This is a genomic window from Allosphingosinicella sp., from assembly GCF_035626655.1.
Classification (GTDB): Bacteria; Pseudomonadota; Alphaproteobacteria; order Sphingomonadales; family Sphingomonadaceae; genus Allosphingosinicella.
In genome coordinates this window covers 207,967-232,258 of the sequence record NZ_DASPNF010000010.1, presented here as the reverse complement: position 1 = coordinate 232,258, position 24,292 = coordinate 207,967, and the positions used below count along the sequence as shown (strand labels likewise).

At 68.5% G+C, this 24,292-nt stretch carries 24 protein-coding genes and 1 tRNA gene; 12 read left to right on the top strand and 13 right to left on the bottom strand.

Features of this window, described 5'->3' with window-relative positions; all coding sequences use genetic code 11:
* Window positions 1-52: 52 nt before the first annotated feature.
* Window positions 53-214, top strand: coding sequence for a hypothetical protein (locus VEC11_RS09490; protein WP_464130484.1), 162 nt, complete (start codon window positions 53-55; stop codon window positions 212-214).
* Window positions 207-1,610: a DUF5935 domain-containing protein gene (locus VEC11_RS09485; RefSeq protein WP_464130483.1), complete on the top strand. Its 1,404-nt coding sequence runs from the start codon at window positions 207-209 to the stop codon at window positions 1,608-1,610. Before VEC11_RS09490 ends, VEC11_RS09485 begins: the two co-directional genes overlap by 8 nt.
* Here VEC11_RS09485 and VEC11_RS09480 read toward each other — a convergent pair.
* Complete coding sequence (locus VEC11_RS09480) at window positions 1,607-2,158, bottom strand: type 1 glutamine amidotransferase domain-containing protein (protein WP_464130482.1); 552 nt, start codon at window positions 2,156-2,158, stop codon at window positions 1,607-1,609. The two genes, VEC11_RS09485 and VEC11_RS09480, sit on opposite strands and share 4 nt — an antisense overlap.
* A 98-nt stretch (window positions 2,159-2,256) precedes the next feature.
* Between VEC11_RS09480 and VEC11_RS09475 the strand changes: the two genes are divergently transcribed.
* Together VEC11_RS09475 and VEC11_RS09470 are read left to right on the top strand one after the other, a co-directional pair.
* Window positions 2,257-3,267 carry a DNA topoisomerase IB gene (locus tag VEC11_RS09475; protein WP_464130481.1) on the top strand — a complete coding sequence of 337 codons (1,011 nt, stop codon included), beginning with the start codon at window positions 2,257-2,259 and terminating at the stop codon, window positions 3,265-3,267.
* Window position 3,268: 1 nt separating this feature from the next.
* Entirely contained in the window at window positions 3,269-4,417 is a 1,149-nt protein-coding gene (locus tag VEC11_RS09470; protein ID WP_464130480.1) for a mechanosensitive ion channel family protein, read from the top strand.
* Here VEC11_RS09470 and VEC11_RS09465 read toward each other — a convergent pair.
* The 3 genes from VEC11_RS09465 to VEC11_RS09455 form a co-directional block, all read right to left on the bottom strand.
* Complete coding sequence (locus VEC11_RS09465) at window positions 4,401-5,081, bottom strand: methyltransferase domain-containing protein (RefSeq protein ID WP_464130479.1); 681 nt, start codon at window positions 5,079-5,081, stop codon at window positions 4,401-4,403. The genes VEC11_RS09470 and VEC11_RS09465 overlap by 17 nt on opposite strands.
* Window positions 5,082-5,241: 160 nt before the next feature.
* Window positions 5,242-5,724, bottom strand: a complete 483-nt coding sequence (locus tag VEC11_RS09460) for a hypothetical protein (RefSeq protein WP_464130478.1) — start codon at window positions 5,722-5,724, stop codon at window positions 5,242-5,244.
* 128 nt (window positions 5,725-5,852) lie between these two features.
* Entirely contained in the window at window positions 5,853-8,831 is a 2,979-nt protein-coding gene (locus VEC11_RS09455; RefSeq protein ID WP_464130477.1) for an L-glutamate gamma-semialdehyde dehydrogenase, read from the bottom strand.
* A gap of 81 nt (window positions 8,832-8,912) precedes the next feature.
* On the opposite strand from VEC11_RS09455, the gene VEC11_RS09450 reads away from it, so the two are divergent.
* The 5 genes from VEC11_RS09450 to VEC11_RS09430 are packed head-to-tail and all read left to right on the top strand — an operon-like array spanning window position 8,913 to window position 13,024.
* On the top strand, window positions 8,913-9,368 hold the full coding sequence (locus VEC11_RS09450; protein WP_464130476.1) for a MaoC family dehydratase: 456 nt from the start codon (window positions 8,913-8,915) through the stop codon (window positions 9,366-9,368).
* A gap of 12 nt (window positions 9,369-9,380) precedes the next feature.
* Window positions 9,381-9,947, top strand: coding sequence for a carboxymuconolactone decarboxylase family protein (locus VEC11_RS09445; protein ID WP_464130475.1), 567 nt, complete (start codon window positions 9,381-9,383; stop codon window positions 9,945-9,947).
* The gene (locus VEC11_RS09440; protein ID WP_464130474.1) at window positions 9,944-11,122 is read left to right on the top strand and encodes an acetyl-CoA C-acyltransferase; all 1,179 of its coding nucleotides are present in this window, start codon (window positions 9,944-9,946) and stop codon (window positions 11,120-11,122) included. Before VEC11_RS09445 ends, VEC11_RS09440 begins: the two co-directional genes overlap by 4 nt.
* Before the next feature lies 1 nt (window position 11,123).
* Window positions 11,124-11,600, top strand: a complete 477-nt coding sequence (locus VEC11_RS09435; RefSeq protein WP_464130473.1) for a DUF805 domain-containing protein — start codon at window positions 11,124-11,126, stop codon at window positions 11,598-11,600.
* On the top strand, window positions 11,597-13,024 hold the full coding sequence (locus VEC11_RS09430; protein ID WP_464131205.1) for an MFS transporter: 1,428 nt from the start codon (window positions 11,597-11,599) through the stop codon (window positions 13,022-13,024). The genes VEC11_RS09435 and VEC11_RS09430 overlap by 4 nt, the downstream gene beginning before the upstream one ends.
* Here the strand turns inward: VEC11_RS09430 and VEC11_RS09425 are convergent.
* The gene (locus tag VEC11_RS09425) at window positions 13,008-13,742 is read right to left on the bottom strand and encodes a queuosine precursor transporter (RefSeq protein ID WP_464130472.1); all 735 of its coding nucleotides are present in this window, start codon (window positions 13,740-13,742) and stop codon (window positions 13,008-13,010) included. The genes VEC11_RS09430 and VEC11_RS09425 overlap by 17 nt on opposite strands.
* Window positions 13,743-13,797: 55 nt before the next feature.
* On the opposite strand from VEC11_RS09425, the gene VEC11_RS09420 reads away from it, so the two are divergent.
* Window positions 13,798-13,874 (top strand) — tRNA-Arg (locus tag VEC11_RS09420).
* A 159-nt stretch (window positions 13,875-14,033) separates the two neighbouring features.
* Window positions 14,034-14,627 (top strand): hypothetical protein, encoded by a 594-nt coding sequence (locus VEC11_RS09415; RefSeq protein ID WP_464130471.1) that lies wholly within the window; start codon window positions 14,034-14,036, stop codon window positions 14,625-14,627.
* 27 nt (window positions 14,628-14,654) lie between these two features.
* On the opposite strand, the gene VEC11_RS09410 is transcribed toward VEC11_RS09415, so the two are convergent.
* Together VEC11_RS09410 and pnuC are read right to left on the bottom strand one after the other, a co-directional pair.
* Window positions 14,655-15,617, bottom strand: a complete 963-nt coding sequence (locus tag VEC11_RS09410; protein WP_464130470.1) for an AAA family ATPase — start codon at window positions 15,615-15,617, stop codon at window positions 14,655-14,657.
* A complete protein-coding gene (gene pnuC, locus VEC11_RS09405; protein ID WP_464130469.1) occupies window positions 15,614-16,213 on the bottom strand; it encodes a nicotinamide riboside transporter PnuC in 600 nt (199 codons plus the stop codon). The genes VEC11_RS09410 and pnuC overlap by 4 nt, the downstream gene beginning before the upstream one ends.
* Window positions 16,214-16,265: 52 nt before the next feature.
* Between pnuC and VEC11_RS09400 the strand changes: the two genes are divergently transcribed.
* Entirely contained in the window at window positions 16,266-17,642 is a 1,377-nt protein-coding gene (locus tag VEC11_RS09400; RefSeq protein ID WP_464130468.1) for an alpha/beta hydrolase family protein, read from the top strand.
* Between the two features lie 110 nt (window positions 17,643-17,752).
* Here the strand turns inward: VEC11_RS09400 and VEC11_RS09395 are convergent, their stop codons facing one another.
* The 6 genes from VEC11_RS09395 to VEC11_RS09370 all read right to left on the bottom strand — a co-directional run bounded on the left by VEC11_RS09395 (window position 17,753) and on the right by VEC11_RS09370 (window position 24,271).
* Window positions 17,753-18,958: an ABC transporter permease gene (locus tag VEC11_RS09395; protein WP_464130467.1), complete on the bottom strand. Its 1,206-nt coding sequence runs from the start codon at window positions 18,956-18,958 to the stop codon at window positions 17,753-17,755.
* Window positions 18,958-19,674 (bottom strand): ABC transporter ATP-binding protein, encoded by a 717-nt coding sequence (locus VEC11_RS09390; protein WP_464130466.1) that lies wholly within the window; start codon window positions 19,672-19,674, stop codon window positions 18,958-18,960. The genes VEC11_RS09395 and VEC11_RS09390 overlap by 1 nt, the downstream gene beginning before the upstream one ends.
* The gene (locus tag VEC11_RS09385) at window positions 19,664-21,427 is read right to left on the bottom strand and encodes an efflux RND transporter periplasmic adaptor subunit (protein WP_464130465.1); all 1,764 of its coding nucleotides are present in this window, start codon (window positions 21,425-21,427) and stop codon (window positions 19,664-19,666) included. The genes VEC11_RS09390 and VEC11_RS09385 overlap by 11 nt, the downstream gene beginning before the upstream one ends.
* The gene (locus VEC11_RS09380) at window positions 21,424-22,815 is read right to left on the bottom strand and encodes an efflux transporter outer membrane subunit (RefSeq protein ID WP_464130464.1); all 1,392 of its coding nucleotides are present in this window, start codon (window positions 22,813-22,815) and stop codon (window positions 21,424-21,426) included. Before VEC11_RS09380 ends, VEC11_RS09385 begins: the two co-directional genes overlap by 4 nt.
* 116 nt (window positions 22,816-22,931) lie before the next feature.
* Window positions 22,932-23,516 (bottom strand): urate hydroxylase PuuD, encoded by a 585-nt coding sequence (locus VEC11_RS09375; RefSeq protein ID WP_464130463.1) that lies wholly within the window; start codon window positions 23,514-23,516, stop codon window positions 22,932-22,934.
* A 53-nt stretch (window positions 23,517-23,569) separates the two neighbouring features.
* Entirely contained in the window at window positions 23,570-24,271 is a 702-nt protein-coding gene (locus VEC11_RS09370) for a TIGR02117 family protein (RefSeq protein WP_464130462.1), read from the bottom strand.
* Window positions 24,272-24,292: the final 21 nt, after the last annotated feature.

Genomic DNA, 24,292 nt, shown 5'->3' with positions numbered 1-24,292 from the left:
TTGCATCCTGCTAGGGCGTCCCGATGCGGGACTTGAGGATGCCGGCCGCCGGATGATCGACAATTTCGCCATCGCCCTGACCCATGGGCTCATGCTGCTTGCGGCATGGCGGCTGCTGTCGCGTCCGGACCTCGAGGACGATGCCGCCCGGCAGGGCGACAGGCGCGGCTGGGCGAGCTTCGCGCGGCGGACGGAGGACGACGCGGATGCGTGACCTCGCCCTCACCGGCTTCATGTTCGCGATCATGCTGCTCGCGCTGAAGAAGCCGTTCCTGCTCATCCCGCTCTACATGTACGTTGACACCGTCTCGCCGCAGCGCATCACCTATTTCACCCTGAACCGGGTGCCGATCTCGATGATCGTCGCGGCGCTCGCGATCGGCGCCTGGCTGGCGGCGGACAAGAAGGAATGGCGGTTCGGGCCGCGGCAGGGGCTGATCCTCACCTTGCTGCTCTACGTCACCTGGACGACCCTGCATGCCGACATGCCGGTCGAGGCCTGGGTGAAGTTCGAATGGGTATGGAAGGCCTTGCTCTTCGCCATCTTCCTGCCCTTCACCCTGCGCACGAAGCTTCGGGTCGAGACCTGTCTCCTGTTCCTGACGCTGTCGGCGGCGACGATCGTCATCGTCGGCGGGATCAAGACCGTGGCCGGCGGCGCGGGCTATGGCGTGCTGAACCTGATGGTCGACAATAATAGCGGCCTCTACGAGAGCAGCACGATCTCGACCGTAGCCATCGCCCTGATCCCGCTCATCCTCTGGCTGATGAACTACGGAACGATCTTCCCCGGCATCCGCACCATGGCGCTCGCCGGGGGCCCGCCGCGGGGCCTGCTGAACGGGCCGCTCCCGGTGAAGCTGTTCTGTGCCGCCCTGATCTTCGCCTGCCTGCTGATGCCGATCGGGACGGAGGCGAGGACCGGCCTGATCTGCATCGGCGTGCTCGGCATGCTGCTGCTGCGCGACGCGAAGCGGCGGCTGCTCTATATCGGCGCGGCGCTGGCGCTGGGCGCGGCCGCGATCCCGTTCCTGCCCTCCTCCTTCACTCAGAGGATGGACACGATTCAGGGCTTCAAGGCGGACGAATCCGCGGGCACGCGCCTCGCCGTCTGGGGCTGGACCTGGAATTATGCGCTCGAACATCCGGGCGGCGGCGGCTTCGAGGCCTATCGGCAGAACCGGATCCAGGTGAACATGGTGAACCCGGACGCCGCGGAAACCGGGGTCGTCGCCATCCAGAGCGTCGCCGACGAGGGCCGCGCCTATCACAGCGCCTATTTCGAGATGCTGGGTGAGCAGGGCTTCTTCGGCCTCATCCTCTTCCTGCTGATTCACGGGATCGGCGTGGTCCGAATGGAGCTGATCCGCAGGCGTTACCGGCGCGTCGAGGGGGAGGACGCCTGGATCGCGCCGCTCGCCACCGCGTTGCAGAATTTCCAGCTCATCTATCTGGTCGGCGCCCTGTTCGTCGGCATCGCCTACCAGCCCTTCGTCTACCTGATGCTGGCCACGCAGATCGGCTTCGACGCCTGGCTGACCCGCCGCGAACGGGCGCGGAACGCGACCAAATGGGTCAGCGCGCCGCGCCCGGCCGAAGGGACCGCCTAGGCGGGTTCCTCCGCCTCGACCTCGACGGTTTCCACCAGACGGATGAAGGCGTCGGTGAAGGCCGGGATGTCCTCCGGCTTGCGGCTGGTGACGAGATTCTCGTCGGTGACCGCTTCCTCGTCGACGACGTCGCCGCCCGCATTGGCGAGGTCCGTGCGGATCGAGGGCCAGCCGGTGACGGTCCGGCCCTGGACGATGTCCGCCTCCACCAGCAGCCAGGGGCCGTGGCAGATGGCGCCGATCGGCTTGCCGGCATCGTCGAAGGCGCGGACGAGATCGACCACCGCGTCGTTCATCCTGAGCCGGTCCGGACTGGCGACGCCGCCGGGCAGCAGCAGGGCGTCGAAATCCGCCTCGTCCATGTCGTCGACCATCGCGTCCGGCCGGATCAGGGCGCCCTTGTCGCCCTTGATCTCCTTCGTCCCGGGCGCAGCGAGCACCACCTCCGCGCCGGCGGCGAGGAGCCGCTTCCTCGGCTCGAGCAACTCGGAATCCTCATAGCCGTCCGTGGCAAGGATCAGAATTCTGGAATTGGCGATGTCCGGCATTTTGCGACCTCCTCAAAGCATCCCCTGTCGACGGGTGAACCGCCCCGCTCTGCACCCGTTCCGGAACGAAGCGGCAATGCGTGGCTTTTAGAGGGTCCATGACCGGACCGAGCCAGCTCACTTATGTCGACAGCAGCAAGCCCGGCATCACGCGGCGTCGCCAGGGCCGCTACTGGCAATATTTCGATGCGAAGGGAAAGCGGATCACCGACCGGGACGAGATCGACCGGCTGAACCGGATCGGTCTTCCTCCGGCCTATCGCGACGCCTGGTTCTGCCCGAACCCGAACGGCCACATCCAGGCGATCGGCTATGACGACAGGGGCCGCCGGCAATATCGCTATCACAACGGCTTTCGCGAGAGCCAGGAGGCGGCCAAATATGAGCGCTGCCGCGAGTTCGGGAAGGTGCTGCCGAAGCTGCGGCGGCGCGTCGCGGCGGATCTGAGGAAGCGCAGCCTGAGCCGCGACACCGTGGTCGCGGCGGTGGTGCGCCTGCTCGACACGGGCTGCATCCGCGTCGGTAACGAAGCCTATGCGCAATCGAACAAGAGCTATGGCGCGACCACGCTCAGGAGCCGCCATGCCAAGGTCGCCGGCCGGACCGTGAAGATGCGCTTCAAGGCCAAGAGCGGGATCGAGCGGGACTTGCGGATCACCGACGCCACGCTCAGCCGGATCGTGAAACGCTGCCAGGACCTGCCCGGCCAACACCTGTTCCAGTATCTGGACGAGGACGGCACGCCCCACCCCGTCAGCTCGACGGACGTGAACGACTATATCAGGAAGGCGACCGGCGAGGACTTCACCGCCAAGCATTTCCGTACCTGGAGCGCGAGCGTGATCGCCTTCGAGCAGATCTGTGCGGCCGGCGAGGAGGGCGTCGGCCTGAACGCCTTGCTCGAGCCGGTGGCAGAGGCTTTGGGCAACACGCCCGCGATCAGCCGCAAATCCTACGTCCATCCGGCCATCGTCGACGCGGTCAAGGAAGCCCCGCCCCGACGGCTTGCCTTGCATTGTCCGCGCCCCACGAAATATCTGTCGAGCGCCGAGCGCGGGCTGATCGCCTTCCTCGGCCGCAGGACGACCCGGAAACGCAAGGCAGCATGAGATGAACGACAACAGCTCGCTCGGCTTCCAGGCCGCCCAGATCTGGAACGACACCACGGCCTGGTTCTCGAACCACAGCCTGCAGATCCTGCTCGGCATCGCCGCCGGCACGGTGATCTTCCTTTTGCTCTACGGCGTGAAATGGCTGGGCGTGCGCATCTGCGGCACCGACCCGACCCAGACCCACTGGCGCACGATCATCGGTCGCGTGCTGGCGCGGACCCGGATCTGGTTCATGGCCGCGGCCGCGGCGCGGCTCGTCACCGGCTATTCGCAGGCGCCCGAGCTGGTCCACACCACTGTGGGCGTGATCTTCACCGTCCTCGCGACGCTGCAGGTCGCGCTCTGGGTGCGCGAGATCGTCCTCGGCGTGATCGAGCATCGCGCCGGCGGCCTCGAGGAATCGAGCAGCCTCGCCAGCGCGATGGGGATCATTCGCCTGCTGGTGACGGTCGCCATCTTCGCCATGGCCACGATCGTCGTGCTCGACAATCTGGGCGCCAACGTCACCGGCCTGATCGCCGGCCTCGGCATCGGCGGCATCGCCATCGGCCTGGCCGCCAAGGGCATTTTTGACGACCTCTTCTCCGCCCTCTCGATCATCTTCGACAAGCCGTTCCGCCGCGGCGATTCCGTGCGCTGGGACCAGACCTCGGGCACGGTCGAGCAGATCGGCCTCAAGTCGACTCGGGTGCGCTCGACGACCGGCGAGGAGGTGGTGATCTCGAACACCAACCTGCTCAACAAGGAGCTGCACAACCTTCAGCGTCTCAACCGGCGCCGGATCATGCAGGTCTTCGGGGTCGTCTACCAAACCTCGCCGGAGGTTTGTGCGCGAATCCCGGCGATCGTGAAAGAGGTCGTGGAGTCCGTCGAGAAGTGCGTCCTCGTGCGCTGCGGCATGACCGGCTACGGCGCCTCGAGCCTGGATTTCGGCCTCGAGTTCGACGTGAAATCGGAGGTCTGGCAGAAGGTGTTCGACGCCCGCCACCAGGTGCTGGTCGCCCTGCTCAAGCGGTTCAACGACGAACGGATCGAGTTCGCATACCCGACCACCACCAACTTTACGGCGGCGCCGGACGGGACGATGATCATGCCCTATCCCGACGTGCAGCCGGTGAAGCGCGTCGACCTCAGGGACGACGAATAGCAGCCTCGACCCGGACCAGCGCGATCGCCACCCGGTAGCGCCGATGGTACCAGCGCCAGCGGCTCAGCCGCGCGCGGAGGCTCTTCGGCCGGGCAAAGCCGATCAGGACGAAGCCGAGGGTGCGGGCGAGCTCGCGCCAGACCGTGGAGCCGCGCGCGGCGATCTCCTCACGGTAGGTCCGGCCATCCACCTCCTCGGCCAGCAGCAGCGCGCTGCCCTGGAAACCGGCGGCGAGCGCCTTCGGTGTCGGACGGTAGCCGGTGTCGATCGGATCGGCATGGTAGGGGAAGCTCGAGGGCACGGTCGCAAGGATCAGGCCGCCCGGGCCGACAATCTCCTCACAGGCCGCGGCGACCGCGGCGCGATCCGTGACATGCTCCAGCATGTTCGCGATCAATAGCGTGCGGAAACCCCGCTTCTTCAAATCAGTGCGCACGGCCGGATCCAGGATGTCGCCGGCGAGGTCGACGCCCTCCGCCTGCTTCAGATCGCTGTGGAAGACGGCAACGCCCGCATTTCGCAGCGGCGCGAACAATTCGCGCTCGATATGCGGCTTCGTCTGCACACGAAAGGCGCCGGTGGAGGAGCCGAGGTTCAGCAAGGGCGAGATCTCGCCCTGGGCAAGCAGGATTTCCCTGAGCCGGATCGCCTCGGCCTCGAACATGGCCCGAAAAAAGTCACGCCCCCGACGGGTTCGTCAAGGGCGCAACAGGTGGGGAACGCTTCACAGGCAGAATTATGGGGACAGCCCCTCCCTTCCAATCCGCCATTGACGCAGGCGGATGCGGGGGGAGGGAGGAAGAAAGGGACTGCCCCCAAGAGCGTCAGGCGGCCTCTGCGAGACCTCGCGCCTGCAGCATCATCTTCCAGTTCTCGATGGTGATCGCGCCGGTATATTCGCGCTGCATCTCCTCGGTCAGGACCTCGATCATCTGGCAATCCTCGGCGAAGATCTCGATCACACCGAACACGCCGCCGCGCTTGCGATACTTGGCGGCGTAGCCGTAGCGGTCGCAGAGCGTGTAGATCTCGGCCTCGCTCTTCGCCGTCGCGATCGCCATGTGCGTGGCGTTGTGACGGTGCGGCGCGACGCGGACACCGGCCGCGTCATTGTCGCCCGCGACTGCGTGCAGCTCGGTGCCCCGCGGATAGATTTCGATCATCGTCGCCCGGTCGTCGCCGGCCAGAGCGGCCCAGCTGCCCGGCGTCACCGACGGGAAAGGCAGCGCCTCGCCGTCCCAGATCTCGGCGAAGAATTGCGCCATGCGCTGGGGATTGTCGGCTTCGATCGACAGGTGGAACAGCATGCGGATACTCCCTGAACTCCGGTTCGACGGGGCAATTAGGCGGGGAGCGGCGCAGGCGTGAGCGCGCCGCGACGAAGCCCGGCGAGGCTTCGACGCGGCGACGAAAGCGACCTTTGGTGCGACGAAGGCTAGAAGCCCACGTCCTCCAGGCTCAGCAAGGTGGCGTTCCCGCCGGCGCTGGTCGTGTCGGTGCTGGTTACCCGTTCGGCGCAGAAGCGCGGCAGATAGTGCGGGCCGCCGGCCTTAGGGCCGGTGCCGCTCTGCCCCTCGCCGCCGAACGGCTGGGAGCCGACGATCGCGCCGATCATCGAGCGGTTGACGTAGAGATTGCCGACCGTGCCTTCGGTCTCGACCGTCTCGGCGGCGCGGGCGATGCGGCTGTGCAGGCCCATGGTGAGGCCGAAGCCGGAGCTGTTCACCCGGCGCACCGTCTCGGCGAGCGCGCCGCCCTTCCAGGTAGTGACGTGGAGCAAGGGCCCGAACCACTCCTCCTTCAGATCCTCGATCGCGTCGAGCCGAATCAGGGTGGGCGGGACGAACAGGCCCCCGGCCGACACCGGCACCGTTTTCAGGATCCGGTCCTTCATCGCCTCGCGCCGGCCCATGAGCTTGTCGTAGCTCGGCCGGTCGATCACCGGGCCGACATCGGTGCTCGGCAAAGCGGGATCGCCGACGATCAGGCTGTCCATCGCCCCCATCAGCATCTCCAGCGTCCGCTCGGCGACATCCTCCTGCAGCACGAGCAGGCGCAGGGCCGAGCAGCGCTGGCCGGCCGAGCGGAAGGCCGAGGTGATCACGTCCTGAACCACCTGCTCGGGCAAAGCGGTGGAATCGACGATCATCGCGTTGATTCCGCCCGTCTCGGCGATCAGGGGAATGATGTTGCGGTCGTCATCGGCGACGAGGGTACGGGCGATGGTCTTGGCCGTGGCCGTCGAGCCGGTGAAGGCGACGCCCGCGATGCGGACGTCCTCCATCAGTTTCTGGCCGAGGTCGCGGCGGCCCGCGGCGAGGATGAGCGCGTCCTCGGGAATCCCCGCGGCATGGGCGAGGCCGACCGCATAAGCGGCGATCTCCGGCGTCTGCGAGGCCGGCTTGGCGACCACGGCATTGCCGGCCGCCAGCGCAGCGCTGACCTGGCCGAGGAAGATGGCGAGCGGGAAGTTCCAGGGCGCGATGCAGACGAAGACGCCGCGGCCCGCCATGCGCAGCACGTTGCGCTCGCCGGTCGGCCCGGGCAGCTCGAACGGCTGCAGGCCGGTGCGCGCCTGGTTGGCGTAATAGCGGCAGAAGTCGACGGCTTCGCGCACTTCGGCGATCGCGTCGGGAATGGTCTTCTTCGCTTCCTGCACGCAGATCCGCATCAGCATGTCGCGGTCTTCCTCGAGCAGGTCGGCGAGCCGCTCGAGGCACTGGGCACGCGCTTCGATGCTGCGGCGCGACCAGTCGTCGAAACCCCTGAGCGCCCGGCTTACCAGCTGATCGGCCGGGTCGCTCGGCATCGGCGAGAAGTCCAGCGGCGCCGCGACCGCCTTCGCGACCCGCTCCAGCTCCGGCCGGTCGTTGAGGTCGAGCCCCTCGCTATTGCCGCGCGTGGGCTGGAACAGGTCCTTCGGCAACGGAATCGAGGGATGCCGTGTCCCGCCCACCGCGGCGATCTTCTCGACCGGATCGGCGAGCAGGTCCTCGTCGGTCAAATTCTCGTCGGCGAGCTGGTGGACGAAGGAGGAGTTGGCGCCATTCTCCAGCAGGCGCCGGACCAGATAGGCGAGCAGGTCGCGATGGCCGCCGACCGGGGCGTAGATGCGGGTGTGATAGCCCTGCTCGCGGACCAGATTCTCGTAGAGTCCCTCGCCCATGCCGTGCAGGCGCTGGAACTCGAAGTCGCGGCTGTCGCCCGCCCATTCGAGCAGGGTGGCGACGGTCAGCGCATTGTGCGTGGCGAAGGCCGGCCAGATGTGCTTCGCCTCCAGCATGTCGCGCGCGCAGGCTAGATAGGAGACGTCGGTGGCGGCCTTGCGGGTGAAGAGCGGGTAGTCGCTGAGCCCCTGCTCCTGCGTCCGCTTGATCTCCGTGTCCCAATAGGCGCCTTTGACGAGGCGCGCCGCAATCCGCCGGCCGGTTTTCTCGCCGAGCGCATTGGCCCAGGCGATGGTCGGCCGGGCGCGCTTGCCATAGGCCTGGATCGCCATGCCGAGTCCGTCCCAGCCCTTCAGCGCCGGCAGGCCCGCGACCGCAGCGATGATATCGAGGCTCATCTCCAGCCGCTCGGTCTCCTCGGCGTCGATGGTGAAGGGGATGCCGAAGCCCGCGGCGAGCGTCGCCAGCGCCTCGACCTGCTCGATCAGGGCAGGCACGCAGCGCTCATATTGGGCAACCTCGTAGCGGGGATGCAGCGCGGAGAGCTTGACCGAGATGCTATGGCCGAGCTCGGCAGACTCGCCGACCGCGCGGATCGCATCCTCGTAGCTCTGATAGTAGCGCTCGGCGTCCGGGAAGGTCCGCGCCGCCTCGCCGAGCATGTCGAAGCTCGCGGTGAAGCCCCTGTTCTCGCGCTTCTTCATCCGCGCGATCGCCTCCTCGATCGTGCGCCCCATGACGAAGATCTCGCCCATCATCCGCATCGCCGCGCCGACGCCGGTGCGCACGAAGGGCTCGCCGGTGCGCGAGATCAGGCGGCGCAGCGCGCTCGCATGCTCGCTGTCCGAGGTCAGCGCGCGGCCGATGACCAGGCCCCAGGTGGCGGTGTTCACGAGGGTGGAATTGGCCTTGCCCTTGTGCGCGCGCCAGTCGCCCTCGCCGAGCTTGTCGGCGATCAGGCTGTCGGCGGTGTCCGGATCGGGCACCCGAAGGAAGGCCTCGGCGAGGCTGAGCAGGGCGACGCCCTCCTGCGTATTCAACCGATATTCCTGCAGGAACTGGTTCACCCAGCCGCGCGACTGGGCGTCGCGAAGCTCGGTCAGCATCGCCTGGGCCCGGGCCTCGACCCGCGCCCGCGAATCGGCGTCCAGCGCGGCACGCTTCAGCAACGGCGCCAGCACCTCCGGCTCAGGCGCGCGAAGCAGGCGGCGTATCTCGGTTCGCGCGGTTGCCGTAGCGTCCGCCATGTCCGTCACTCCAAGGGCTTGTCTGTGGCCGCCGCGCGGCCCTATGCCGAGCGCCGATAACGCGAGAAACAGGGAGGCTCAATGCCGGTCGCCACCATCGAGGAGATCCAGGCGCGGGTCGGGACCGAGATCGGCGTGTCCGACTGGATCCTCATCGACCAGGCCCGGATCGACGCCTTTGCCGACGTCACCGAGGATCATCAGTTCATCCATGTCGATCCGGAGCGGGCGAAGAAGACCCCGTTCCGCGGCACCGTGGCGCACGGCTTCCTTACCCTGTCGCTGCTGAGCCGGATGGCGGACGGCGTCATGCTGCACCCGGAAAGCATGCGCATGGCGGTCAATTACGGCTTCGAGAAGGTCCGCTTCATGGCGCCGGTCAGGTCGGCCAAGCGCATCCGCGGCCGGTTCAGGATGCTCTCCGCCGAGGAGAAGCGCGCCAGCCAGTGGCAGATCACCTACGAAGTGACGGTCGAGATCGAGGACGAGGACAAGCCAGCCCTGGTCGCCGACTGGATCGGCTACATGTTCATCTGAGAGACCCTGCAGATGTCCCGCATCGCGCCGCTGACAAAACCCTATCCGGAAGCGTTCGCCGCCGCGATGACCGCCCTGATGCGCGGCGCTGAGCCGCTGGTCCTGTTCACGACCCTGGCGAGGCACGAACGAGCCTGGAGCAAGTTCAGTGCCGGCTCGCTGCTCGACAGGAACAGTCCCCTTTCGCTGCGTCAGCGGGAAATCGTGATCGATCGAACCACGGCAAAATGCGGGTGCGAATATGAATGGGGCGTCCACGTGGCCGGCTTTGCCGCGCGCGCGGGCCTCGACGATGCACAAATCGCAGCCACGGTCCGCAGCGACGCCCGGGATATGGTCTGGAGCGCCGACGAGCAGGCGCTGGTCGGCACGGTCGACGCGCTGCTTGACCGCAAGAAGCTGACCGACGCCGAATGGGCACGCCTCCGCGATCATTTTGACGAAGCGCAGAGTCTGGAGATCATCCAGCTGGTCGCTTTCTATCACGGGGTTGCCTTGATCTGCGGAGCGCTCGACCTGCCGCTTGAGACCAATGCCGCCCGTTTCCCGCCGGCTACAGAAGAAGGACAGCTGCCATGACCCGCGACGCCGTCATCGTCTCCACCGCCCGCACCGCGATCGGCAAGGCCTATCGCGGTGCCTTCAACGCCACCTTGCCGCCGACGCTTGCCAGCCATTCGATCCGGGCGGCGGTCGAGCGGGCGGGGATCGACCCGGCCGAGGTCGAGGATTGCATCATCGGCGCCGCGCTGCCGCAGGGCGGCCAGGCGACGATCGGCCGCACGGCAGCGCTGCGCGCGGGCCTCCCCGTCACCACCGCGGGCATGACCATCGACCGGCAGTGCTCGTCGGGCCTGATGGCGATCGCCACCGCCGCCAAGCAGGTGATTGTCGACCGGATGGACGTGATCGTCGCCGGCGGCGTCGAATCGATCAGCCTGGTGCAGACGCCGGAGATCAGGCTCGGCGGCGATCCCGAGCTCGTCGCGATGCACAAGGATGTCTACATGCCGATGATCGGCACCGCCGAGGTCGTCTCGCGCCGCTACAATATCGGCCGGGAGGCGCAGGACGAATATTCGCTCCAGTCGCAGCAGCGCACCGCCGCCGCGCAGGCCGCCGGCAAGTTCGACGACGAGATCGTCCCCGTCACCGCGACGATGGACGTCAAGGACAAGGCGACCGGCGAGGTTTCCAAGCGCGAGGTCACCATCACCAGGGACGAGGGCAACCGGCCCGAGACGACGCTGGAGGGCCTCGCCTCGCTGCAGCCGGTCATGGGCCCGGGCAATTTCATCACTGCCGGCAATGCGAGCCAGCTCTCCGACGGCTCCTCGGCCTGCGTCATCATGGAGGCGGGGATCGCGGCTCAGAAGGGGCTCACGCCGCTCGGCCGCTATGTCGGCATGTCCGTCGCCGGCACCGGGCCCGACGAGATGGGCATCGGCCCGGTCTTCGCGGTGCCGAAATTGCTCGACCGGTTCGGCCTGAAGACGGACGATATCGGGCTCTGGGAGCTGAACGAGGCCTTCGCCGTTCAGGTCCTCTACTGCCGCGACACGCTCGGCATTCCGAACGACCGGCTGAACGTCAATGGCGGCTCGATCTCGGTCGGCCATCCTTATGGCATGTCTGGCGCGCGGATGACCGGCCACGCCCTGATCGAGGGCAAGCGCCGGGGCGTCAAGTATGTCGTCGTCACGATGTGCATCGGCGGCGGCATGGGAGCCGCGGGGCTGTTCGAGGTGTTGTAGGATGATGAGTGCGGTCGCATTCTCGGTGCTTCCCCTGAAGCGCTACGCCGAGTTTCGCGGCCGCTCCACGCGTACCGAGCTGATCGCTTTCTACCTGCTCGTGCTGACCGTTACCGTGCTGCTCGGCTGGGGCGGCACGGCAATCAGTTTCCACGCCCAGCAATGGGTGTCTAGCGGGCTCGCATTGCTCCTTTTCTGCCCGTCGGTCGCGCTCGCGGTCAGGCGCCTGCACGATTCCGGCCGCAGCGGTTGGTGGCTGCTGGTCGCCCTTCCCTTCCTGGTCGCGTCCGCCTGGGCGTTCTTTGCAAGGCCGGGCCCCTGGGCGATCCAGACCCACCTCGAATTCCCCTGGTGGATTGACGTCCCGCTCGGCCTCACCGGCGCAGCCCTGGCGATCCTGTTGCTGCTGGACGATGAGCCGGGCCCCAATCGCTTCGGCCCCAATCCGCGCTATGGCCCTGCGGGAGAGCCTGCCTGAGCTTCCCCCTCGCCCATTGGTTCGCCGAGCGGCACGGCCTGACGACCCGGGGCGGGCAGGCGAAACATCCGGCGCTCGTCCTCACCACCTGCATCCTTGCCTCGAGCCTGTCCTTCATCGACGGTTCGGTGCTCAACGTGGCGCTGCCCGCGATCGGGCAGAGCTTCGAAGCGCAGACCGCCGAAGTGCAGTGGGTGATGAACGCCTTCACCCTGCCGCTTTCCGCGCTGCTGCTGCTCGGCGGCGCGGCGGGCGACCTTTACGGGCGGCGGCGGGTGATGCTGCTCGGCATCTTCCTGTTTCTGGTCGCGTCGCTGTTCTGCGCGGTGGCGCCGAGCCTCCCTGTCTTCCTCGCCGCGCGCGCGCTGCAGGGGGTCGGCGCGGCGATGCTGCTGCCGAACAGCCTGGCGACCCTGAGCGCCTCCTTCTCGGGCGAGAAACGCGGCCGGGCGGTGGGGACCTGGGCGGCCGCGGGCGCGATCGCCGGCGCGGTGGCGCCGCTGATCGGCGGCTGGCTGGTCGACGGGCTCGGCTGGCGCTTCATCTTCCTCCTGAACCTCCCCTTCGCGGTCGCGGCCATCGCCCTGGGCTGGCTCTACGTGCCCGAGAGCCAGAACGAGCAAAGGCCGGCGCCCGACTGGCTCGGCGCGACGCTCGCCACCCTGGGGCTCGGCGCGCTCACCTTCGGGCTCACCGCCTGGTCGTCGACCGACCAGGTCGGCACCGGCGCGGGCGCGACCATGGCCGCGGGCGCGCTCATCCTCGTCCTGTTCTTCTGGGCGGAGGCGCGGCGTGGAACCAGGGCGATGGTGCCGATGCATCTGTTCGGCTCGAAGCAGTTCGTCGGCCTGACCGTGTTCACCTTCGCGCTCTACGGGGCCTTGAGCGGGCTGATGCTGCTCCTGCCCTATACGCTGATCGAGGCGCTCGATTATCCCGCGACCATGGCCGGGCTCGCCGTCCTGCCCTTTCCGATTATCGTCGCCCTGGGCTCACCGCTCATGGGCCGGCTCGCCGCCCGCATCGGCCCGCGCTGGCCGCTCACCGTCGGCCCGATCATCGTCGCGGGGGGCTATGCGCTGGGCATTCGCATCGAGGCCGGCGGCGACTATCTCACCACCGTCCTCCCCTCGATCCTCGCCGTCTCGCTCGGCATGGCAATCGCGGTTGCGCCTTTGACCACCGCCGTGCTCAGCGCGGTCGACGAGCATCATGTCGGCACCGCGTCCGGGATCAACAGCGCGGTCTCCCGGGCGGGCGGGCTGATCGTCACCGCCTTGCTCGGCGCCGCCATCTCGCAGCAGGGTCTCGGTCTCGTCGCCGCCCTGCACGAGGCGGCGCTGATCGGCGCCGGCCTCGCTCTCCTGTCCGCGCTGATCGCCTTCGCGACCTTGGGCTCGATGCGCGTCAGACCTTCGCCCTGAACGGGGTGAAGTCGGTCGCCTCGTCATAGACGTCGACCCCTTCGCGCCGCTTGAGCCAGCCGACCACCGCATAGGTGACGGGCGTCAGGATCACCTCCCAGGCGACCTTCAGGCCCCATTGGGTGAGACCGAGCTCCACGACGGTCGCCAGGTCCATCACGCCGAGGAAGGCGACGGGGTAGAAGATCAGGCTGTCGACCCCCTGCCCCGCCACGGTCGAGCCGATCGTGCGCGTCCAGAGCATCCGGCCCTTCGTCATGATCTTCATCCGCGCCAGCACGTAACTGTTCACGAACTCGCCGGCCCAGAAGGCAATGATCGAGGCGAGCACGATCCGCGGCACCTGGCCGAAAATCTGCTCATAGGCCGCCTGGCCCTGCCAGCCGCTCGACGGCGGCAGCGCCACGACCACCAGCGACATCACCGCCATGAAGATCAGGCCGCAAAAGCCGGCCCAGATGCAGCGGCGCGCGCGGGCATAGCCATAGACCTCGGTCAGCACGTCGCCGATCACATAGGAAAGCGGGAAGAAGAGAATGCCCGCCCCGAACGCCCATTCCGTGCCGCTCGGCAAGGTGATGGCGGCGATCTTGCCCGCACCGATCACGTTCGACAGCAGCAGGATGGCGACGAAGGCCGCCATCACGAAATCGAAATGGCGCAGGGGGCGCCCCGCCAGCGCGCCGGCGTCCACGCTCTGAATCTGTTCCCCGCCCATTTGCATCCGATAGCGCGGTTCCGATCTTTACCAAAGCGCGCTATCGGGGCGGCACGCGCCCGTAGCTCAGTTGGATAGAGCACGAGCCTTCTAAGCTTGGGGTCGCAGGTTCGAATCCTGCCGGGCGCGCCACCCATAATCCCTTGCTTTCCATGGTTCCTGGTGGACCGCCGCCATCGCTCCCGTCGGGAGAACCGCCGCCGGCAAAGCAGGCTCGACTGATCGTGCAAACTGAACGTTTCGCGGCGTCAGGCGTTGGTGAAAGCGATAGAAATTGCCCATGTTGCAGACATGAAAACCGGAAACATGAAGTTCATCTCGTCCGCGGTCGCCGCAGCTTTCTGTTTGTCGGCCAGTCCCTCGGTTGCCGCGCTGTCGGAAATGGCGCCGCGGCGGTCCGCGGCCGAGATCGCCGTTGGAACGACCATCGTCGATGACGCGGGCAACCCGGTCGGCAACATCGTATCGATTCAGGGCACCGACGTCGTCGTCCGTACCGATCGCCATGACGCGCGGATCCCGCGCAGTTCTCTCTGGGTGAATCGGGACAGGGTTATCTTGAGCATGACTCGTGCTCAACTCAACGCGGCCGTCGAACGGCTGGCTCCGCCCCCGCCGCAGCAAGCCGCCTCCCAGCCCGTGCAGCTCGCGCCCGGCGTCGTGGTCCGCGGCAGCGGGGGTGCAGTGGCCGGTACGATCGAAGCGGTCGAGCAGGACCGCATCGTCCTCCGCCTCACCACGGGGCAGACGGCGAGCATCCCGCGCTCGGCGGTGGGAGCCACCGCCGAAGGTGCGATCATCAGCATCACGGCGGAAGAACTGCAGCGCAGGCTCCAAGCGGCTGCACCCAGCCCCGCCGCCGCGACCTCCACCGCCACCGAATAGTCAGCTTCGAACCCGCGGGCGCTGCCTTCAGGGCCTCAGCTCCTCCACGGCGGCGATCGCGGTGGCAAGCCGCGCGTCGTTCTGTCCGCTGAGCCTAACCCAGGTCGCGCCGGCGTCCTCCAGCACCCGGATGCACGCGTCCATGAAGCGCTGCCGGTCGGCGGGATCGGGGAAATAGCGGCCGCCATCCTGATGCCACGGGATGTCGATGTCGGTCAGCAGGTAGAGGTCCGCCTTCCCGAAATCATCGAACAGGCCGTCGGGGACATGGCCGAGGAGCATCAGTGACCAGGCGGCGGTGGTGAGCGCGTCGGTGTCGACGACCAGCCTGCGGTTGCACCAGGGCAGGGCCGCGCGGGTCATTGCGCTCTGTGTGCGCCCGATCGTCACCAGCCCTGCATCGTCGAGGTCGGTCCCGTACAGTTCGCAATGGGCACGGCCATATTCGGGCACCCAGAGCGTGTCGAAATGGGCGGCGAGCGGGGCGGAGAGCGTGCTCTTCCCCGTGCTTTCCGGGCCGTGCAGGCAGATGGTCCGCGCAAAACAAGCGCGCACCGGTGGCGGGAGGCTCTCCCAATGCGCCCAGGGATCGGCGCGGACCGCGGTGCCCGACAGGTCCGGATAGAGGCGCGGGGCCACGGGCGTGAAGGCGGCACCCACCTCCTTGGCGAGGCGAAGGCCGTAATCCTCGCCGGCGAAAACCATGTCGATCGGCTCGGGATGCGCCGCCCGCACGATGCCGCGCCAGATCGGCCAGAAATCCGGGCTCTCCTCCGGCGCCTGCGGCACGACGGCGTCGTGGCCGATCACCCGGCAATCGGGGAACATTTCCTTCATCCAGGCGAGGCGCAGCGGCCCCGGGACCGGATCGTCGGGCAGCCAGCAGACGAGGATGGTGAGCCGGTCGACCAATTGCCGCGCCGTCTCGCACAGATGCACATGGCCGAGATGCGGGGGCATGAACTTGCCGAGGACGAAGCCGTGCCTCATGCCGGCCCCCCCTGCGCCACGAGCTTGCGCCGCCAGTCGATGAAGCCGATCACGCACATGACGAGGAAGACGGCATAGAGGGCGGCCGTCGGTTTCAGATCCTTGCTGAGGTAGAGTCCGATGGCGACGATGTCGGCCAGGATCCAGAGGAGCCAATTCTCGAGCTTGCGCCAGGCGAGCAGCAGCTGGGCGGAAATGCTCATCCCCGCGATGGAGGCGTCGACATAAGGCGCGGCGGCGTTGGTCCAGGTGTCCATCACGAAGCCCAGCGCCAGGCTCATGGCGGCGGTCGCCGCGACGCAGACCGCGCGCTCGCCGGGCCGGAGCAGGCCGACCTGGACCTCGCCGGCCGCCTGCCTGGCCCTGACCCACTGCCACCAGCCGTAGAGCTGCACCACGAAGAAGAAGACCTGCAGCAGCATGTCGCTGTAGAGCCGCTGCTCGAGGAAGACGAAGAAATAGAGCGTCACCATCGCCAGCCCGAACGGGTAGTTCCAGACGCTGCGCAGGACGAGCAGCCCCACGTTCATCAGACCCAGCCCCGCCGCCACCCATTCCCAGCTTTCCATGGGCGCGACGCTAGAGGCGCGACGCATTTCCGCAAGCGCGATCAAGCAGCGCCCGCGCCCGCCTTGCTAGAAGCGGCCGATGATCAGACTGCTCTCCAGCGCCATGGCGCTCGCCCTCCTCGCCACGCCCGCCGCCGCTCAGCTGCCCCGCCGCGCCCAGCTCGGCATCGTCATGCCGCCCGCCCGCCAGCAGGGCCAGGGCGCGGTCGTCGCCGAGGTCGCGCCGGGCGGCACCGCGGCGGCGCTCGGCCTCCGCGCCGACGACGTGATCGTGCGGGTGAATGACACGCCGGTGGCGCGGCCGCAGGATCTCGGGCCGACGCTGTCGCGCTTCTTCGGGGGCACGCCGATCCGGCTCACCGTCCGACGCGGCGGGGGCGAGCAGGTGCTGCGCGGCGCCGGCGTCGAGCGGCCGCGCGATGCCTATCCGGGCGCGCGGGTCGATTATGGCGCCGTCCCCTTCCGCGGCGGCCGGCTGCGCGACATCCTCGTCACCCCCGAGGGCGTCGCCAACCCGCCCATCGTCTACCTGCTGCAGGGCTTTTCCTGCGTCACCATCGAGAACGAACTCTATCACCGGCTGATCGAGGAGCTGCTGAAGGACGGGATCGGCTTCTACCGGGTCGAGAAAGCCGGGATCGGCGACAGCGCCGGCGGCGTGAACTGCGTCGACATCGATTTCGCGACCGAGCTGGACGGCTTCCGCAGCGCCTACAATCATCTCATCCAGGCGCGCGGGGTCGATCCGGACCGGATCTTCATGCTCGGCCATTCGATGGGTGGCTTCCAGGCGCCCTTCCTCGCCGCGGAGCGGGCGCCGCGCGGCATCGCCATCTTCGGGGCGGGGCTCAGGAACTGGGCGGATTACAATCTCGACCTTGTCCGCTTCCAGTCCTTCCTCCTCTTCGGCCAGGATCCTGCTGCGGCCGCGGTGCAGGCGGAAAATTATCGCGAGCTCTTCCGCCGCTTCTACTTCGGCCGCGAAGCCCCCGCCGCCATCGCCGCCGGCAGCGCGGCCAACGCGCAGGCATTGCGCGAGGCCATGTCGTGGGACGGCGGCGAGCGCGTGCTCGGCCGGCACTACAAGTTCACCCAGGATCTGGCGCATCAGCCGCTCACCGCCGCCTGGCGCGACGCGCGGACCAACGTGCTCGCCATGTACGGGGAGGCGGACATCGTCGCCCTGTTCGACGAGGATCACCGCGTCATCGCCGAGATCGCCAATCATTACCGGCCGGGCAGCGGCCGCTATGTCGAGATCGCGCGCACCGGGCATGGCATGGACGTCTCCGGCGACCGGCAGGAGCTGCGGCGGCGCGTGGTCGCGACCGGCAACCTCGCCTTCGGCGCGTTCAACCCCGAGGTCGCACGCGTGCTCGCGGGCTGGATAAGGGAGGCGATGGCGCGGCCGGCCTGGCGGACGGTGACACCGGCCGCACCAGCGGCCGGGGGCTAGGCCACCCACGTGCTCCGGCGAAGGCCGGAGCGCTGGCCGGAAGGGATGACGGGCGTCTCGCAACGCTCCGGCCTTCGCCGGAGCACATGTTTCCTATCCACGCGAGCGGCTCATTCGTGGCGCAGCGCGTCGATCGGGTTGAGGGCCGCCGCGCGGCGCGCGGGGAAATAGCCGAAGACGATGCCGATCAGCGCCGAGACACCGAAGGCGATCAGGTTGATCTGCACGTCGAACAGGAACGGCACCTGGATGAGCGGCGCCAGCGCGATCGTCGCGCCGAGCGCGATCAGCAGCCCGATCAGCCCGCCCAGGCAGGCGAGCACGACCGCTTCGACCAGGAACTGCATCAGCACTTCCTTGCCGACCGCGCCGATGGCGAGGCGGATGCCGATCTCGCGGGTCCGCTCGGTGACCGAGACGAGCATGATGTTCATGATGCCGATCCCGCCGACGATCAGGCTCACCGCCGCGACTGCGCCCATAACAGCAGTGAGGATGCGGGTCGTTCCCTGAAGCGTTTCCGAGATCTGGCGGGTGTCGAAGATGTTGAAATTGTCCTCCGCCCCGCGCCGGATGTGGCGGCGCTCGCGCAGCAAATTGGTGATCGCAGACTGGACCGACTGGCTGTCGTAGGAATCGTCCACCGCGACCATGATGAAGCGGATGTCGCGATTGCCGGTGAAGCGGCGCTGCACCGCCTTGATCGGCATCAGCACGACATCGTCCTGGTCCTGGAAGCCGCCCTGCCCGCGCGCCGCGAGCGTGCCGATCACCTCGCAGCTGAGGTCCTTCACCCGCAATTGCTCCCCGACCGGCGCCTCGTTCGGGAAGAGATTGCGCTGCACGGTCGAGCCGATGATGCAGACCGCCTTGCCGGACTGCTCCTCGGCATCGTTCCAGATCCGGCCGTCGCTGAGCCGCCATTGCTGCGCGATGAAGAATTGCGAGGTCGTGCCGTTCACCGTCGTCTGCCAGTTGGCGGCATTGTGCACGGCGAGCACCGAAGCCTGCGCCTGCGGTGCGACCGCGCGGACGCCGGCAATCTGCTCCTGGATCGCCTCGACGTCGGCCATCTCGAAGTCGGGCGCCTGCTGCCCGCCGCCGCCGCGGCCGAAGCCCTGGCCGGGGCGGATCTGCAGGATGTTGGCGCCGAGGCTCGAGATCTGCTCGGCGACCGCGGCCGTGGCGCCCTTGCCGAGCGTCACCATCGTCACCACCGCGGCGACGCCGATGACGATGCCGAGCACGGTCAGGAAGGACCGCAATTTGTGCCGGCTGATTTCGCGGGCAGCGAGGATGACCGTGGTGAAGAACATCAGGCCGTCACCCCCGTCCGATGCTCGTTCTGCTCGATGCTCTCGATCAGGCCGTCGCGGAAATGGACGATGGTGCGGGCATAAGCGGCCATGTCCGGCTCATGCGTGACCATCAGCACGGTGATCCCGCTTTTCTCGTTGAGCTCGGTGAGCAGCTCCATGATCTCGACCGAAGTCTTGCTGTCCAGATTGCCAGTCGGCTCGTCCGCCAGCAGCACGTCCGGATTGGTCACGATCGCCCGGGCGATGGCGACGCGCTGCTGCTGGCCGCCGGACAGTTCGGCGGGCGTGTGATCCCACCATTTGCCGAGCCCGACCTTCTCGAGCGCGGCCATGCCGGCCTCGCGGCGCCTGGCGCGCTCCTCGCCCCGGTAGAGCAGAGGCAGCTCGACATTCTCCAGCGCGTCGGTGCGGGCGAGCAGGTTGAAGCCCTGGAAGACGAAGCCGAGATAGCGGCGCCGCAGGAGCGCGCGCTGGTCGCGGTCTAGCGTCTCGACCGGCACGCCCTTGAACCGGAACGAGCCCGAGGTGGGGACGTCGAGGCAGCCGAGGATGTTCATCGCCGTCGACTTTCCCGACCCGGACGGGCCCATCACCGCGACGAAGTCGCCCTCGCGGACGTCGAGGTCGACGCCCTTGAGCGCCTGGAAGGCCATCGCGCCATTGCCGTAGGTCTTGGTCACCCGGCGGAGCGAGATGATCGGCTCACCGGCCATCGGGCGCGCCGCCCTCCGCGCCGCGTTCCCGCCGGCGCCGCTCCCGCCGTTCGCGCATCGCCGCGCGCTGCTCCGGTGTAAGACTTTCCAGATAGGCTCTGCGCTGCTCCGGCGACATGTCGCGCATGCGCGGCCGGCCGGCCGGGCCACCCTCGGCCTGCGGCCGCGCCGGTGGCGCTGCCGACGGAGCGGTCGGCGCGGCCGGAGGCGGCGGCGTCTGACCGGAGGCCGCGGGCGTCGCAGGGCCGGGCTGGGCCTGGTTGGTGGCGGGAGCGGCCTGGTTGGCGGGCTGGGCCTCATTGCCGTCGCCGCCGCGATTGCGGCCGCGCCGGCCTTCGCCCTTGCGCTCGCTCTTCTCCTGCACCTGGCCCGGCGCGAGGCGGGAGGTGATCACCTCCTGGCCCTCGCGCAGGTCGCCGCCGACGACCTCGGTCACCGAGCCGTTGCTTTCGCCGACGACGATCTGGACGGGCTGCGGCTGGCCGTCGGCGCCGAGCACATAGACAGTCTGGCGGCTGCCGCGGCCGATCGTGACCTCGCGTCCGCCGCCCGCGCCGCCACGCCGGCCGCGGCGGCCGCCGCGCGGCACGAGCACGCTCGCGGCGCCGCTCTGCTCCCGACTCGCCGCCGCCGCATCGCGCTCCGGCGACCAGCGCAGGGCCGCGTTCGGCACCAGGATCACGTTGCGGCGCTCGGCGGTCACGATCTCCGCAGTCGCGGTCATGCCGGGACGCAGCAGCATCTCCGGATTGGCGACCGAGAGGATCGCGGTATAGGCGATCACCGTGTTGGCGGTGCTCGCCTGGGCGTTGCTCGCGCTGGAGCCCGAGGTCGTCGAGCCCGAGGCATTGGCGCCGACGTCGACGCGGAGCACGGTCGCCTGGAAGGTCCGGCCCGGATAGGCGTCGACGGTGAAGCTCGCGCTCTGGCCGGCGCGCACCTGGCCGACATCGGCCTCGTCGACGCGCACCTCGAGCTTCATCTGGCTGAGGTCCTCGGCGATGGTGAACAGGGTCGGCGCCGACAGCGAGGCGGCGACGGTCTGGCCCGGATCGACCTGGCGGGAGAGCACGATGCCGTTGACCGGCGAATAGATCGTGCCCTTGGAAAGATTGGTCTCCGCGGTCGAGAGCTGCGCGCGCGCCTCGGTCACGCCCGCCTGGGCGGCGCGGACGCCGGCAAGTCCGCGCTGGTAGGTGGCACGCGCCGCATCCAGCTCGGTGCGGGAGGGCACGCGGCCGCCCGAAACCCGGAACACCTCTTCCTGCCGGGCAAGGTCGGCGCGGTTCTGGGCGACGGTCGCGGCAGCAGTGGCGACCTGCGCCTGCGCGGAGGCAAGGCTCGCCTGCGCCTGGGTGACGGTGTCCCGCAGCCGCGCCGTGTCGAGCCGGGCGAGCGGCTGCCCCTGCCGCACCGGGTCGTTATTGTCGACGAAGACCTGCGCGACGAGGCCGGACTGCTCGGAGCCCACCTGCACCTCGTTGGTCGGCTGGAGATTGCCCGTCGCGGTGACTGTGACCTGCAAATTGCCGCGGCGCACCGTCTCGGTCGCATAGCCCGCCTCGCCCTCGCCGGCGAAGCAGCGCGCGAGCAGGAAGATCAGGGCGGCGATCAGGACGATGCCGAGAATGAAGAGCGGGCGCTTGTACCAGGGCCTGGGCGCCGGGGCGCCGAGGAAGACCTCGAGCTCCTCGCTGTCGGGCTTCCGGCTTTCGGGCGTCGCGGTCGGATCGGTGCGGGGCGTGTCGGTCATCTGGTCGTCCGGATGTCAGGGGCGGCATTGGCGTCCCAGCCGCCGCCGAGCGCGCGGTAGAGCTGGACGAGGGCGAGCGATTCGTCGGCGCGACTGGAGGCGAGGCCGTCGCGGGCGGAGACGAGACGGCTCTCGACGTCGAGCAACTGATCGAAGCTGGTGAGGCCGGAGCGGTACTGGATGCGGGCGAGGATGGCGCTGTTGTTCGCCGCCTCCAGCGCCGTCTCGAGCTGGACCTGGCGCGCGCGGGCGGCGTTGAGCGCGGCGAGCGCATTCTCGACATCCTCGAGCGCGGTCAGCACGGACTGGCGGTAGGTGGCGAGCGCGCCTTCCGTCGCGGCCTGCTGCGAGCGGAGCTGGGAGCGCAGGCGGCCGCCGTCGAACAGGGTCTGGTCGATGCCGGCGAGGATCGTGCCGGTGATCGCGCTGAACAGGCCGCCCAGCGAGAAGGCCGAGGTGCCGATATTCCCGGACAGGCGCAGCCCCGGATAGAGCTGCGCCTGGGCGACGCCGATCCTTGCGGTGGCGGCGGCGAGCGCGCGCTCGGCGGAGCGCACGTCGGGACGCTGGCGGAGCGTGTCGGCGGGGATGCCGGCGGCGACGTCGCGCGGGCCCCGCGGCACCGGCTTCACCTGGCCGAGCTCGGCGGTCAGCGTGCCGGGCGCGCGGCCGGTCAGCACCGCGATCCGGTAGGTGGCGCCGGCGAAGCTCTGCTCGAGGCCGGGAATCACGGCAGCCGCCTGGGCACGGGCGGCGCGGGCCTGTTCGGTGTCGAGCGAGGAGACGAGGCCGGCCTGCAGGCGCCACTGGGCAATCTGCAGATTGTCCTCGGCAATGGCGAGATCCTCGCGGGCCAGCGCGAGCCGCTCCTGGGTCAGCCGCGCCTGGACGTAGTTGGTCGCCAGCTCGGCGGTGATCGCGACGCGCAGCGCCTCGCGGTCGTACCAGACGCTCTCCGCGTCGGCGCCGGCCGCCTCGATGCCGCGGCGGATGCGGCCGAACAGGTCGATCTCCCAGGTGGCGTCGGCGCCGACGCTGAACGTCGTCCGGTCATTGCCGGCGCCGACCGACCGCCCCACGCTGCCCGAGGCGCCGACGGTCGGCACCAGCCCGGCCCGCGCCTGCACCAGCGACTCGCGCGCCTGCACCAGCCGGCTGGAGGCGACGGCGAGATCGAGGTTGGACGCGCTCGCCTCGCCGATCAGCCGCGTCAGCAGCGGATCGTCAAACTGCTCCCACCAGCGCGAGAGGTCCTGGCTCTCCTGCGCGCTGCGCTGATACCAGCTGTCGGGAACCTGCAGCGAGGAGGGCGCAGGCGGGCGATAATTCGGGCCGAGCGTGCAGGCCGAAAGGGCAGCGACGGACAGGACGACGGCGAAGCGGCGCATGAGACCCCAATGAGCGGCCGCTGTCTCCGAAGTGTGTTGGGCGCGGCGGGACTTTGTCCCAAATTGTCGCCGCGCCCGAATGTTCCTTAGCCGATATGAAAAGCCTGCCCCCGCGCTCACATCGGCCGGTGCGCCCCCATGATCATGCAATAGAGCATGGGCAGCGACAGGATCAGGTTGGTCCGCGAGGCCATCATCGCCAGGCTCGCCGCCTTCGCCTTGCGGGCGTCGTCGACGGTGACGATGCCGAGCGCCTTCTTCTGGTTCGGCCAGATGACGAGCCAGACATTGAGGAACATGATGAGGCCGAGCCACATGCCCGTGCCGATCACCCGATAGCCTTCGGAGAAGCCGAGCGCGCGGCCGGCATCGCCGGGCACGCGCAGCTCGATGATCAAGAGGCCGAGGATCACGGTGAGCAGCGCCGAATAGCGGAACCAGAACAGGGCCGCCGGCGCGATATATTTGGTCACGCCCGGCTTCAGCTCGGCCGGGACCTTCGGCATGGTCGGGATCTGCACGAAGTTGAAATAATAGAGCAGGCCGATCCAGAGGACGCCCGCCCAGACGTGCAGGAAGCGCAGCACCTCCACCCAGTAGGACTTGTCCATCCCGCCCTGGTGGAAGCCGACCATGGCGCCGATCAGCAGCAGCAGGCCGATCAGCAGCGCCAGGTGAAAATTGCCGAGGATCTTTGCCATTTCGATTCCCCCAAACCGGATGTCGTTGCGCCTCTCTAACGTAACATTGCCGCTCAATCGAGCCGCCACATCACGCTCTGCTCGAACGGCGTCCACAGGCCCATGCGCACGCCTGCCGCCCGCAGCGCCGCGCCGGTCCAGGCATTGCAGTTGAAGAACATCGAGAAGCCGCCATTGCCCTCATAGAAGGTGTCGGCGTCGGTATAGCCGCCGGGCACGTGGACCGGGGCACCATCCCCGTCATGTCGGAAGCTCGAGCGGACATAGGCGGCGAGACGTCGATACTGGTCCGGGGAGAGGCGGATCGGCCGCTGCCAGTCGGTGCGCTGCGGCCGGTCGACATGCTCGACATGGACGAGCGTCGTGTCCCCGCCGAACATCGCGCGGACGGCGACGCTCAGCGAGAGATCGCCCCAGGTCGGCGTGTTCAGATAGAATTCGCGCGCGCCATAGCCGACCGCGACATGATCCGCCCGGCCCCAGCGCGGATCGCGGACATGCGCGGGGTCGGCATAAGGCCGCCAGTCGGCCTCGGCATTGACCTTGGGCATGACGAGATCGGTGTGGATGCCGTTGGAGCGGACGAAGATCACCACCCCGCCCTCGCCCGGCTGGCGGAAGGCAACGTTGGCCGGGACGAGGCCGAGGAGGAGCGCGACGAGGAAGTAGAGCAACGGCAGCGCGACGATCCCCGCCACGACGCGCAGCGTCCAGATCAGCGCCTTGCGCCCGCGTGCCTTCCAGACCGGCGTCATGGCCTTGTGCTAGCGCGGCCT

Coding starts and splice junctions, on each gene's coding strand:
- VEC11_RS09370 (WP_464130462.1), bottom strand. CDS start 24,271: ATGACGCCGGTCTGGAAGGCACGCGGGCGCAAGGCGCTGATCTGGACG.
- VEC11_RS09445 (WP_464130475.1), top strand. CDS start 9,381: ATGTCCCGCATCGCGCCGCTGACAAAACCCTATCCGGAAGCGTTCGCC.
- VEC11_RS09410 (WP_464130470.1), bottom strand. CDS start 15,617: ATGAGGCACGGCTTCGTCCTCGGCAAGTTCATGCCCCCGCATCTCGGC.
- VEC11_RS09490 (WP_464130484.1), top strand. CDS start 53: ATGATCGACAATTTCGCCATCGCCCTGACCCATGGGCTCATGCTGCTT.
- VEC11_RS09390 (WP_464130466.1), bottom strand. CDS start 19,674: ATGGCCGGTGAGCCGATCATCTCGCTCCGCCGGGTGACCAAGACCTAC.
- VEC11_RS09485 (WP_464130483.1), top strand. CDS start 207: ATGCGTGACCTCGCCCTCACCGGCTTCATGTTCGCGATCATGCTGCTC.
- VEC11_RS09385 (WP_464130465.1), bottom strand. CDS start 21,427: ATGACCGACACGCCCCGCACCGATCCGACCGCGACGCCCGAAAGCCGG.
- VEC11_RS09460 (WP_464130478.1), bottom strand. CDS start 5,724: ATGCTGTTCCACCTGTCGATCGAAGCCGACAATCCCCAGCGCATGGCG.
- VEC11_RS09400 (WP_464130468.1), top strand. CDS start 16,266: ATGATCAGACTGCTCTCCAGCGCCATGGCGCTCGCCCTCCTCGCCACG.
- VEC11_RS09380 (WP_464130464.1), bottom strand. CDS start 22,815: ATGCGCCGCTTCGCCGTCGTCCTGTCCGTCGCTGCCCTTTCGGCCTGC.
- VEC11_RS09455 (WP_464130477.1), bottom strand. CDS start 8,831: ATGGCGGACGCTACGGCAACCGCGCGAACCGAGATACGCCGCCTGCTT.
- pnuC (WP_464130469.1), bottom strand. CDS start 16,213: ATGCGTCGCGCCTCTAGCGTCGCGCCCATGGAAAGCTGGGAATGGGTG.
- VEC11_RS09450 (WP_464130476.1), top strand. CDS start 8,913: ATGCCGGTCGCCACCATCGAGGAGATCCAGGCGCGGGTCGGGACCGAG.
- VEC11_RS09465 (WP_464130479.1), bottom strand. CDS start 5,081: ATGTTCGAGGCCGAGGCGATCCGGCTCAGGGAAATCCTGCTTGCCCAG.
- VEC11_RS09440 (WP_464130474.1), top strand. CDS start 9,944: ATGACCCGCGACGCCGTCATCGTCTCCACCGCCCGCACCGCGATCGGC.
- VEC11_RS09375 (WP_464130463.1), bottom strand. CDS start 23,516: ATGGCAAAGATCCTCGGCAATTTTCACCTGGCGCTGCTGATCGGCCTG.
- VEC11_RS09415 (WP_464130471.1), top strand. CDS start 14,034: ATGAAAACCGGAAACATGAAGTTCATCTCGTCCGCGGTCGCCGCAGCT.
- VEC11_RS09395 (WP_464130467.1), bottom strand. CDS start 18,958: ATGTTCTTCACCACGGTCATCCTCGCTGCCCGCGAAATCAGCCGGCAC.
- VEC11_RS09475 (WP_464130481.1), top strand. CDS start 2,257: ATGACCGGACCGAGCCAGCTCACTTATGTCGACAGCAGCAAGCCCGGC.
- VEC11_RS09480 (WP_464130482.1), bottom strand. CDS start 2,158: ATGCCGGACATCGCCAATTCCAGAATTCTGATCCTTGCCACGGACGGC.
- VEC11_RS09470 (WP_464130480.1), top strand. CDS start 3,269: ATGAACGACAACAGCTCGCTCGGCTTCCAGGCCGCCCAGATCTGGAAC.
- VEC11_RS09435 (WP_464130473.1), top strand. CDS start 11,124: ATGATGAGTGCGGTCGCATTCTCGGTGCTTCCCCTGAAGCGCTACGCC.
- VEC11_RS09425 (WP_464130472.1), bottom strand. CDS start 13,742: ATGGGCGGGGAACAGATTCAGAGCGTGGACGCCGGCGCGCTGGCGGGG.